Consider the following 10,943-nt stretch of genomic DNA (forward strand, 5'->3'; position numbering starts at 1 on the left):
GCGGCGGGAGATGGGGGGAAACCGACGGGCAGCAGCGGGAAGCCGTGTCGAAGGCCTCAGGACATCAGGTCCTGGTGCAGGTCGGCACGATGATGACGTTCCTCCCGGTAGATCCGGTCAATCAACTGCATCACCCTCAGCGCATCGTGGGAACTGCCGTTCACGATCGGACGATCCTCTCGGATGCAGTCGAGAAAGTGCTCGGTCTCGTCGCGCCACGAGTGGTCCACATGATACACGATCTTCTCCTCGTCCTCCCAGGTGGCGGCGGGGGCCATGGTCCGGTTCTTGGTGACCGTCAGGACTTCATCACCATAGCTGCCGGACTGGGTTTTGAGCCCGTTGAGCACCATGTGTCCGCGCTCCAGGAAGACTTCAAATGAGAAGAGGTGGCGCCACTGGGTCATCGTGCTGTGGATTGAGGCCACGACGCCCGTCTGGCGGTTGCGGAGGTTGGCAAACACGTTGTCCTCAATGCCGTCCAGCTTCCAGTAGAGGCTCGAAACCATGCTTTGCACCTCGTCAAACTCCCCGGCCAGGAGCAGGAACAGGTCGAGCATGTGGATGCCTTGGTCCAGCAGGATGCCCCCGCCGGCCAGCTCCTTCTTCGCCCGCCAAGTGGAGAAGTAATTCTTGTCCACGCTTTTTCCATAGCGGCCGCGCATCCAGAGCAGGCGTCCGTAGTTGCCCGATTCCACCATGGACTTCACCGCGCGGATGGAGCGGTGGTGCCGGTGGTTGAATCCGTACATCAGCTTCCGTCCGCTCGCCGCCTCGACGCGCTGGATCTCCAGCACCTCGTCGCCGGTGAAGGCCGGCGGTTTCTCGCAGAAGACGTGCTTGCCCGCTTCCAGCGCGGCAATCGTCAGCGGCCGGTTGCGGAAGTTGGGTGTTGCGATGAAGACGGCTTCCACCCGGGGATCGGCGATGACCTCCTCCGCGGAGGCCACGGCCGGGATGCCCCGGAAATCCTGGGGCCCCGGATCGTATGCCGCCACGACGGTGCCCTTGCCGGTGGCGACAATGGCCTCGTGCCGGGTCTGACCCATTTTTCCAAACCCTATGATGCCGATGTTAATCATGGAAACTGTGCTTGAATGACCGTCCACAGGCGCGTCCAGGCGGGATCACCCGAGGCGCGCGACGGGAATCTTGATGACGACCTTCCGGACCTGCAGGTGGCCCGGAGCCGAAAGCTGCGGCAGGTGGGGCTCCCCGGGGAGCAGCACGGTGAACCACCCGGCCCGGTTGTGAAGCCACGAATTTCCGGGCGGTGGAAGCATGAAGTGTTCCACGTCCTTCTCCTCGGAATAATCGCCGAGGGCGGTCAGAACTTCCGGACTGCAAACCTCAATGCCTTCGCCGCCCTCGATCGTGTACTGGATGTCCACGGTTCGCCGGTGGCTCTCGTACCGGGCCTCCTCCCGGCGCTTCAATGAATAGGCCATGACGCGGGCGAGGAACCCCTCGCCGCCCAGGGAATGATCCCCCGCGGGCGCCTGCGGCGCCTCACGCTCCAGCCATTCGAATGCGGTGGCCCACACCGGATGCGGTGCCAAGCCGGGCAGGCGGCGCCATTGCTTGAGGGAGTCGTGGATCATGATGGGAGGCCAAGGTCGCGCAGGAGGTTGGCGGCGGCCGCGGATTCCATCTCGCGGCGGCAGCGCCGGGTGTAGGTGCCGGTGTGCGGCGTCAACAGCACCTGCTCAAACTGCAGCAGCGCACCGCGATAGGGCTCCTGCCAGAAGGCGTCAAACCAGGCCTTTGAGACCTGCCCGGATTCCAGCGCACGCACCAGGGCGGCTTCATCCACCAGTTCGCCTCGAGCGGAGTTGAGCACGATCAGGCCCCGGCGCGCGGCGTTGAGTTCCGTCTCCCCGAGCACCACCTGGTCACCCGCGGCGTGCAAGGTCACCACGTCCGCCCGGGCGAGGCCATCCGCCAGCCCCACTCGCGGGTGGGCGCAGCCGGCATCGTCCGGCAGGAATGGATCACACACCAGCAGGCGGCATCCCATCGCGTGCAGTTGCGCCGCCACGGCACGTCCAATGCGCCCGTAGCCGACGACCAGCACGGTCAGCTCCCGCAGGCTGCGACCGATCTTCTTGGGCCAGCGTCCCGCATGAAGTTCCCGGTCCATCGGCCCGAGCTCGCGCACCAGGTGCAGCAGGGCGGCGAGGGTCATTTCGGCGACCGCCTCCGTCGGTCCGTCGGGTGTGAACGAGAAGCGGATCCCAAGCTCCTGGCAGGCGGCCACATCCACGTTGGTGATTCCGATGCCAACCCGCGCGACGGCCTTCAGCGCAGGACGTCCCGCCTCCAGCACCCGGCGGTTCAGGGGCTCCAGGCCGGCCAGGAGTCCGTCCAGCCGGTTCTCGACCAGAAATGCCAGCACTTCTGCTTCGGTGAGTCGTTTGCCGGTGGGGTTGGGCACCACGGTGACGCCCGCCCGTTCCAGGATTTCCAGCGGCCGCCGGTCCTCCTGGGCGAAACTGGATGGGCCAATGCCGACGCGAAGGGTGTTCATGTGCAACGATGGGGAAACAGGCCGCGGTGCCGGTGAGGCGCCGCCCCGGTCACGGTTCGCCGGCCGCTCCGGTCGGGGGTCGCTTGACTTCCAGCGCCAGCCACTGCTGCCCGAACTCCTGGAGCTGCCGGAGCGACCGCTCCCAGTCGCCATCAAGGCGGATGGAAAAGCGAACGAACTGCTTCTCCCCGTTGCCGGCGCTTCGGTGTTTCAGGGACTCCAAAAACTGGTTGCCCGCCAGGCGTCGTGCCTGCGGTGCCTGTCGCTCCTCGCGTCGTGCTCCCGGCTCGGGCAGCGCCACGAAGCGTCCCGTGTCGCCGCTCACCCGCCCGTTCACCAGCGTGCACCAGACGGTGAGCTCTTCATGCAGGCTCCCGGGAGCGCGAAAGGTCCGGCATTCGAACGGCAGCCGCACTCCGTCGAATTCGAGCTCGATCTGGTCGGGATGCCGCGCCATCACCGGGGTCCATCCGGCCCCCACCCAGCAAATGTCCGGCGTGTGCGAGACCACGCTCATTTCCTTCGAGTTCTCCGCGCTCCAGACACCCAGAAACGCCGACACGCGCCGGCCGCCATCACCGGTGAAGGTTCCGTTGAACAAATTGGTCGTGGCCAGGACGTCCTGCGCCGCTTCGCTCACGGGTTCCGGTGTGAAGCGCATGCCTGGAATCTGTGTTCGCGCGGTGAAGGCGTAGCGGATGGGCGGCGCCGGAGGATCCACATGGTACCATGCCCAAGCCCCGGCAGCCGCAACCCAGAAGAGGATGTTGATCAGGAACAATCGCATGTCGCCCGACCGGCCGATCAAACACCGTAAAAGTCCCGATACCAAGCAACAAAATGGCGAACCCCCTCCTCAAGGGGCGTGGAGGGGCGGAATCCCGTGTCGCGGACCAGGTCGCTCACATCCGCCCATGTGGCCGGGACATCCCCGGGCTGCATCGGCAGGAGTCGGCGTCCGGCGCCCCGTCCCAGGGCGCGCTCCAGGCACCCGATCAGATCGCCAAGCGCCACCGGGCAGTCATTGCCGATGTTGTACACCCGGTAAGGGGCAGTGCTGCTTCCGGGATCCGGCGCGTTGGCGTCCCAGGCCGGATCACCGCCCGGGGGACGGTCCAGCACCCGCACCACCCCTTCGACGATGTCGGCCACATAGGTGAAGTCCCGGCGCATCCGCCCCTCGTTAAACACGTCAATCGGACGTCCCTCCAGAATGGCCCGGGTAAACAGAAACAGGGCCATGTCGGGACGCCCCCACGGACCGTAGACGGTGAAGAACCGGAGTCCCGTGGTGGGCAGCCGGTAGAGGTGGCTGTAGGCGTGGGCCATCAACTCGTTGGCCTTTTTGGTCGCCGCATACAGGCTGAGCGGGTGATCCACATTTTGATGGATGGAGAATGGCATCCGCGTGTTGGCGCCGTAAACCGAGCTCGACGAGGCGTACACCAGGTGCTGCACGCCATGGTGGCGGCAGGCCTCCAGCATGTTCAGGAAGCCGGTCAGATTGGCCGAGCCGTACGCGGCAGGATTCTCCAGCGAATAGCGGACCCCGGCCTGGGCGCCCAGGTGGAGCACCCGTTCGGGCGTCGCGTCCCGAAAGACCCCCGACACCGCCGCCGGATCGGCCAGATCGGCGCGCACGAAGGTGAACCCCGGCAGGGCGCGCAACCGTTCCAAGCGCGCCTCCTTCAGCCGCACGTCGTAGTAGTCGTTGAGGTTGTCGAGTCCGGTCACCACGTCCCCGCGGGCCAGCAGGGCCCGGGCGGCGTGGTATCCGATGAAGCCGGCGGCTCCGGTGACAAGGATGCGCATGGTGCGTTGGACGGGGTTCGAACGGCGGGTTTGGTTCAGGTGCCGGCATCCAGCACCGTCTGCGTCATTTCGGCAACCAGTTCCGGGAGAGTGCGACGGGTCTGCCAGCCCAGGACCTCGCGGGCGCGCTTCGGGTTGCCCACGAGGCGTCCGGGATCGGTGGCGCGCAGCAAGGCTGGATTCACCACCACATGGTCTTGCCAGCGCAGCCCCACGGCACCGAACGCGGCCTTGAGGATGTCCTCCACCGAGTGTTCCTGTCCGGTGGCGAACACGTAGTCCGCAGGCTGTTCCGCCTGCAGCGACGCCCAGAAGCCCCGCACGAATTCCCGCGCGTCGCCCCAGTCCCGCCGGGCCGTCAGATTGCCGAGCGGCAGCTCCTGCTGGATGCCGCGACGGATCCGCGCCGCCGCGGTGCAAATCTTCGAAATCACAAACCGGGTTTCGCGGCGCGGGGACTCATGGTTGTAGCAGATGCCATTCACCAGGAAGAGCCCGGCGGCGTCCCGCGTCATTCGCACGAGGTCGGTCGCGCAGGCCTTGGATGCGCCGTAGGGGTTGACCGGACGAAACGGGGTCTGCTCGTCCTGCGGCGCGTCCTCGGATTCCCCGAACACCTGGCAGGTGCTGGCATGAAACAACCGGGGCGGGGTGGCGCACCGCCGGCACGCCTCCAGCAACCGCGCCGTGCCCACCACGTTGACCGACAGGGTGTCCACCGGGTCCTCCCAGCTCTCCGGGACATGGGTCCGGGCGGCCAGGTGGTAGATCTCGTCCGGCGCCACTGCGGGAATCAGATCCCCAAGCCGGGGGCCGTCCGTCAGGTCGGCCCCGTGGAGGACCAGCCGGTCCATCCAGGCGGCGATGCGCGACCCCGCCATCCGCCCGGGATCCCGCACCAGCCCATGAACCTCATATCCCTTTTCCAGCAGCAGTTCCGAGAGGTAGGAGCCGTCCTGGCCGGTGATGCCGGTGATGAGCGCGCGGGGCATTTGCTTGGGGTTCCCGCGCTTCAATAGGACAGGATCGGGCGGCCCGCCTGCTGGTCCCGGAGCAGCCGGAGGTCGGCCTCGACCATGAGTTCAATCAGTTCCCGGAAGCGGACCTTTGGCTCCCAGCCCAGCACCTGCCGCGCCTTGGTTGGATCACCAATCAGCAGGTCCACCTCTGCAGGGCGGAGGAAGCGCGGGTCCACATCCACATGGTCCCGCCACTGCAATCCCACGGCCCCGAAAGCCACTTCAAGGCATTCCTCAATGCTGTGGGTCTCCTGCGTGGCGATGACATAGTCGTCCCCGGACGGCTGCTGGAGCATGCGCCACATGGCCTCCACGTATTCCCGGGCATACCCCCAGTCGCGGCGGGCCTCAAGATTCCCCAACGACAGCCGCTGCTGAAGTCCGCCCCGGATCCGTGCGGCGGCCAGGGTGATTTTCCGGGTGACGAAGGTTTCGCCGCGTCGTGGCGACTCGTGGTTGAACAGGATGCCGTTGCTCGCGTGCAGCCCGTACGACTCCCTGTAGTTCACCGTCGCCCAGTAGGCGAACACCTTCGCGCAGGCGTACGGGCTGCGCGGATGAAACGGGGTGCGCTCCGTCTGCGGCACCTCACGGACCTTTCCATACATCTCCGATGAAGAAGCCTGATAGAAGCGCGGGCGAATGCCGGCGTCCCGGATGGCCTCCAGCAGGCGGAGGCATCCGGTGGCGGTGACGTCAGTGGTGTATTCCGCGGTGTCGAAGCTCACCCGCACGTGGCTCTGGGCGGCCAGGTTGTACACTTCCTCCGGTGCGATCCGGTGCACGAGGCGGACCAGGCCGCTTCCATCCGTCAAATCGCCGTAATGCAGGTGCAGCCGGTCCTGCGGCAAATCCGTGCGGGCGCGCACGGCGTCCAGACGGGGCCGGTACGTGCTGCTCTGGCGGCGCACGATGCCATGCACCTCGTAGCCCTTTTCCAGGAGCAGTTCGGCCAGGTACGAGCCGTCCTGTCCGCTGATGCCGGTGATGAGTGCCTTTCGCGTCACAATGGAGAGGGGGGCCGGACGTTCTACAGCAGCTTTTCGACCAGCGGCAGGAGTTTGCCGATGCGGTGCTGAAGCCGGGTCATGTGGGCGAGACGTTCCTTGCAGAACGCGTGCTCGTCGCGGCTGAGGCCGCCGTCGCGCAACTCGGCGTCGAGGGTCTCCAGCAGGCCCTCGAGCTTGCGCTCCGACTTGGCGTATTTCGGCGTCACGAAGCCGGTGTACACCGTGCGCAGCATCTCGCGCAGATCCCCGACGACTTCAAAATGATCGCGGCGGTCGCCGGGGATCCACACCTGCCGGATCGCCTGCCAGGACGCCAGGTGGCGTGTGCCGGTGCTGACACTGGCCTTGCTGATGGACAGGAGTTCGGCGATGTCGTCGAGCGCCAGCGGTTTTGGCGACAGGTACAGCAGGCCGTACATCTGCCCCACCGAGCGTGGGAGTCCGGCAATCTGGCACACCCGTCCCGCCACCTCGATGAACTCGAGACGCGTGCGTCCTAGGGGGTCAGACACGGGAGTTTGGGTGAAACCGCCGGGCACACTGCGTGCCGGTCACTTCGCAGGGATGCGGTGACCCTTACGGGCGGATGAACGATTCAGGCCGTTCAAATTCTTCTGAATGGTTTATTTGTTTCACGATCCCAAGGCAAGCGCAAAGAGCCGGGGTCGGATCGCGTGGGCGGCGGTGGGCGGCGTTTGAATCCGGGCTGGGCAATCCGGACGCGGATGCCCTAACGTTCCGGCCCGTGTCAAAGACCGCAAAATCCACTCCGGAGCCTTCCGGGGCTCCCGTTCCGTTCGAGGAGGCGCTCCAGAAACTGGAGGCCATCGTGGAAGCAATGGAATCGGGGGATCTGACCCTGGAGCAGCTGCTTTCGCGGTTTGAAGAGGGGGCGCGGCTGGTGCGGACCTGCCAGACGCAGCTGGACGCCGCCGAGGTGCGCGTTCAGCAGCTGGAGAAGACCTTGTCCGGCGAGTGGGTGGCCCGTCCTGTGGCGGTTTCCGGAGGGGACAGCGACACGTGAGGGCCATCGGTTGGGCTTGCCGCCGGGCCGCCGTTCCCCATGCTCCCGCCATTGGGAGCCTTAATTGACGCATGAGTCGCTATCTCGACATGGTGGATCACCCTTCGCACGTTCGGAAACTCACCCCGGAGCAGCTCGCCGAGCTGGCGTCGGAGGTTCGGCAGGAACTCATCACCAAGCTCGCAAGGAATGGAGGTCACCTCGGGCCCAACCTCGGGGTGGTCGAGCTGACCATCGCCCTGCACCGGTGCTTCGAAACCCCCCGGGACAAGTTTGTCTGGGATGTCAGCCACCAGGTGTACGTCCACAAGCTGCTGACGGGCCGGAAGGATCGGTTCCACACCATGCGGACGACCGACGGGTTGAACGGGTTCGCGCTCCGGACGGAAAGCGAGCACGACTGCTACGGTGCCGGCCATGCGGGAACAGCCCTCTCGGCCGCCCTTGGGATGTGTGCCGCCCGGGACCAGCGGGGTGGAATGGAGCATGTGGTGTGCATCTTTGGGGATGCGGCGCTGACCAACGGCATTTCGTTCGAGGCGTTGAACAACATTGCCGGCACGACCCGCCGGTTCATCGGCATCCTCAATGACAATGAATGGTCCATTGCGAAGAATGTCGGCGCCATTTCGACCTACCTCGGGAAGCTGACGACGAATCCCCGCTACAACCGGCTGCGGGAGGAGTTCGGTCACTGGCTGCGCAAGCTGCCCCAAGGGCAGACGGTCTCGATGCTGGGCCAGAAGGCCGAGGAGGCGTTGAAGGGTGTCGTGAACTCCCTGGCCCTGGAGCACACCGGCCCGGCGCTGGGTTCCGACGGCCGCGGCGGGCACGGTTCGTCGCTCCTGTTTGAGGAGTTCGGCCTTCGCTACCTGGGGCCGATTGACGGACACGACCTGCCGCTGCTCATCAGCACGCTGGAGTTCGCAAAAACCTGCCAGGAGCCCGTGGTGATCCATGTGCTTACCCAGAAGGGCCGGGGTTTCGAGGCGGCCCTGAAGTCCCCGGAGAAATTCCACGGGCTGGGACCGTACGATGTGGTGACCGGTCAGACGCCGGCGCCGAAGCCTGGCGCCGCCCCCATGTGGCAGGAGGTGTTCGGAAGGGCGATGGTGAAAATCTGCAGCCAGAACAAGAACGTCGTTGGCATCACCGCCGCCATGCCCAGCGGGACCAGCCTCAAGCTCCTGGAGCAGGCACTGCCCGGGCAGTACTACGACGTGGGTATCGCCGAGGAGCACGCCGTCATTTTCGCCGCCGGCATGGCCACCATGGGATTCCGGCCTGTCGTGGCGATCTACAGCACCTTCCTGCAGCGCGCCTATGACTGCATTCATCACGATGTGTGCCTGCAGGATCTCCCCGTGATCTTCTGCATGGATCGCTCAAGCCTCAGCGCCAATGACGGTCCCACCCATCACGGGCTCTTCGACATTGCGTACCTGCGGTGTCTGCCCCGCATGATCGGCATGGCGCCGTCCAACGAGGACGAACTTCAGGACATGATGTTCACCGCCACCTTCCAGCCGCATCCGGTGGCCATCCGGTATCCCCGGGGCAACGCCGAAGGCGTTCCGGTCAAGGAGCAGCCCACGGTCCTCGAGATTGGCAAGGCGGAGGTGGTCCGGCACTTCGCCAACCTTCCCGGATCACGCAAGGTGGCGCTGTTCGGTTTGGGACCCATGCTGCGCCTTGCCCGGGAGGCGGCCGACCACCTCGCGACCCGCGGCGTGGATGTGGCCGTGATCAATCCGCGTTTCTACAAGCCGCTGGACGCCGCGGTCCACGAGTTCTATGGGCAGGCTGCCGAGGTTGTCGCGACATTGGAGGACCATGTGGCGATGGGTGGGTACGGCAGCGCGGTTCTGGAGTGCTTCGCCGAGGCCGGAGTCTCCACACCGGTCGTCCGCCTGGCCTGGCCCGACGAGTTCATCGAGCACGCCAGTTCGGTGGACCATCTGCGCACGAAATACGGTCTGACCGTCGAATCCCTGGTGCAACGGATCGAGGCCCGCCTCGACACCGCTTCCGGCCCGCGCGCCAGCCTGGTCGCCGGGGGGTAGCACCTCCAGTTGGGGTCTCCACCCGATTGCCGACGCCGACGCCGGGGACGGGAACGCCTAGGTCGGCCCCAGGTCATTTCTTGTGCCAGTTTGTGCCGGCCTTGGGGAGAACCGGCGATGGATGACGCGGAGTGCCCGGGCGATGGCGGGTGACGGTCTGCCCGCAGGTCGGATTGTGGCTGCCCCACGGAAAGTTCATGAAATTCCGGCATCTGGCGTCGAGTTTGCTCCCGAATAATTGTCAGAGCGGGCAGTCGAATCGCGACGCGTTCGCAGTTCGAATTGAACGTTGCGACTTGAAACCCTCTCCGATGGTTGTTGAAAGGAGCACAAATGAAGGTCACCCCTCGCCTTGAGTCCCGATCGTCCCCCGCACGGGCGACGCTCCATCGTCGTCGTCGCCCCCCGGTGCCCGCCCAGCCGGCGGTCCCGAGGTCGGGGCGCCGTGAAGTCGCTCCCGCAGTCCGGATGGCGCCCAAGGTGCCCCGGCCGCCGCGTCTGAAGGCCTTGGGCGTACAGCGGCGGCGTCCGGTGGAGGTCTCATCCGCCGCCCAGGTACCCGTGGCGGTTCCCCGTGCCCGGGTGGAGACCGCCTCCGAGCGGCCGCGGGCCGTTTGGGACGAGAATTCATCCCTTCGGCTGTATCTGCGGCAGGCCGTCGAAACGCCGCTCCTGACCGCTGACGATGAGGTGCGCCTGGCGCGGAGGGTCCAGGCCGGGGATGCCGAGGCTCGCGAGCACATGATCAAGGCCAATTTGCGCCTTGTGGTGAAGATTGCCCGGGAATACGAGGACTACGGGTTGCCGCTTCTGGACCTCATCAACGAGGGCAACATCGGGCTGATGCGTGCGGTTGAGCGCTTTGACCCCACGAAGGGGGCCAAGCTCTCCACCTACGCCGCGTGGTGGATCAAGCAGTCCATCAAGCGGGCGCTGTCCAACCAGGTTAAGGCCATCCGGCTGCCGATCCATCTGGTCCAGCAGATTGCCCAGCTGCGCCGGGCGGAGACCGCCTTTGAGGCACGCCACGGGCGTCCCGCGCGCGATGCCGAGCTGGCCGTGGTGCTGAACGTGTCCGAGGACGACATCCTGCACTGGCGCGAGAGCGCCACGGTGGGCACGACGTCCCTGGAGGCACCGCTGGGGAGTGACCCCGACGCCGGCCGGGTGGCGGACTTGATTCCCGATGAGAACGCCCTGATGCCGTGGACCGGGGTCAGCGAGGAGACCAATGCCGAATTGATTCGGGAACTGGTCGCCACGTTGAACGGGCGCGAACAGCGGATCCTGCGCCAGCGGTTCGCTCTCGACGGAGGGGACCCCAAGACGTTGGAGCAGATCGGGGTGGACTTCGGATTGACCCGGGAGCGGATCCGTCAGTTGGAGGCCGCCGCGTTGCGCAAGCTCCGGGACCGCCTGGAGTTTCGCGAGCGGCTGGCGGCGGGTTGATCGGCGGTGGCCGGTCCCCGGGGCGACGGTGGATTCACC

11 protein-coding genes are annotated in these 10,943 nt (G+C 66.0%); 3 read left to right on the plus strand and 8 right to left on the minus strand.

What is annotated here, in order from left to right; genetic code table 11:
• Positions 1-56: 56 nt before the first annotated feature.
• From KF791_05965 to KF791_06000, 8 genes are read right to left on the minus strand one after another with little or no spacing between them, the layout of a single operon-like run.
• Positions 57-1,082 carry a Gfo/Idh/MocA family oxidoreductase gene (locus KF791_05965; GenBank protein MBX3732122.1) on the minus strand — a complete coding sequence of 342 codons (1,026 nt, stop codon included), beginning with the start codon at positions 1,080-1,082 and terminating at the stop codon, positions 57-59.
• Between the two features lie 45 nt (positions 1,083-1,127).
• A complete protein-coding gene (locus KF791_05970) occupies positions 1,128-1,601 on the minus strand; it encodes a YhcH/YjgK/YiaL family protein (protein MBX3732123.1) in 474 nt (157 codons plus the stop codon).
• The gene (locus KF791_05975) at positions 1,598-2,527 is read right to left on the minus strand and encodes a hydroxyacid dehydrogenase (protein ID MBX3732124.1); all 930 of its coding nucleotides are present in this window, start codon (positions 2,525-2,527) and stop codon (positions 1,598-1,600) included. The genes KF791_05970 and KF791_05975 overlap by 4 nt, the downstream gene beginning before the upstream one ends.
• A 49-nt stretch (positions 2,528-2,576) precedes the next feature.
• The gene (locus KF791_05980; protein MBX3732125.1) at positions 2,577-3,314 is read right to left on the minus strand and encodes an exosortase-associated EpsI family protein; all 738 of its coding nucleotides are present in this window, start codon (positions 3,312-3,314) and stop codon (positions 2,577-2,579) included.
• Between the two features lie 17 nt (positions 3,315-3,331).
• A complete protein-coding gene (locus tag KF791_05985; GenBank protein MBX3732126.1) occupies positions 3,332-4,339 on the minus strand; it encodes an NAD-dependent epimerase in 1,008 nt (335 codons plus the stop codon).
• 35 nt (positions 4,340-4,374) lie between these two features.
• Complete coding sequence (locus KF791_05990; protein ID MBX3732127.1) at positions 4,375-5,331, minus strand: GDP-mannose 4,6-dehydratase; 957 nt, start codon at positions 5,329-5,331, stop codon at positions 4,375-4,377.
• Between the two features lie 20 nt (positions 5,332-5,351).
• Positions 5,352-6,365 (minus strand): GDP-mannose 4,6-dehydratase, encoded by a 1,014-nt coding sequence (gene gmd / locus KF791_05995; protein ID MBX3732128.1) that lies wholly within the window; start codon positions 6,363-6,365, stop codon positions 5,352-5,354.
• Between the two features lie 23 nt (positions 6,366-6,388).
• Positions 6,389-6,880, minus strand: a complete 492-nt coding sequence (locus KF791_06000; protein ID MBX3732129.1) for a hypothetical protein — start codon at positions 6,878-6,880, stop codon at positions 6,389-6,391.
• A 74-nt stretch (positions 6,881-6,954) separates the two neighbouring features.
• Between KF791_06000 and xseB the strand changes: the two genes are divergently transcribed.
• The 3 genes from xseB to KF791_06015 all read left to right on the plus strand — a co-directional run bounded on the left by xseB (position 6,955) and on the right by KF791_06015 (position 10,904).
• Positions 6,955-7,392 carry an exodeoxyribonuclease VII small subunit gene (gene xseB, locus KF791_06005; GenBank protein MBX3732130.1) on the plus strand — a complete coding sequence of 146 codons (438 nt, stop codon included), beginning with the start codon at positions 6,955-6,957 and terminating at the stop codon, positions 7,390-7,392.
• A 71-nt stretch (positions 7,393-7,463) separates the two neighbouring features.
• Positions 7,464-9,455, plus strand: coding sequence for a 1-deoxy-D-xylulose-5-phosphate synthase (gene dxs, locus KF791_06010; GenBank protein ID MBX3732131.1), 1,992 nt, complete (start codon positions 7,464-7,466; stop codon positions 9,453-9,455).
• 468 nt (positions 9,456-9,923) lie between these two features.
• The gene (locus KF791_06015; GenBank protein ID MBX3732132.1) at positions 9,924-10,904 is read left to right on the plus strand and encodes an RNA polymerase sigma factor RpoD/SigA; all 981 of its coding nucleotides are present in this window, start codon (positions 9,924-9,926) and stop codon (positions 10,902-10,904) included.
• The last annotated feature ends 39 nt before the right edge of the window (positions 10,905-10,943 follow it).

The sequence above is a fragment of the Verrucomicrobiia bacterium genome (genome assembly GCA_019634635.1).
Classification (GTDB): Bacteria; Verrucomicrobiota; Verrucomicrobiia; order Limisphaerales; family UBA9464; genus UBA9464.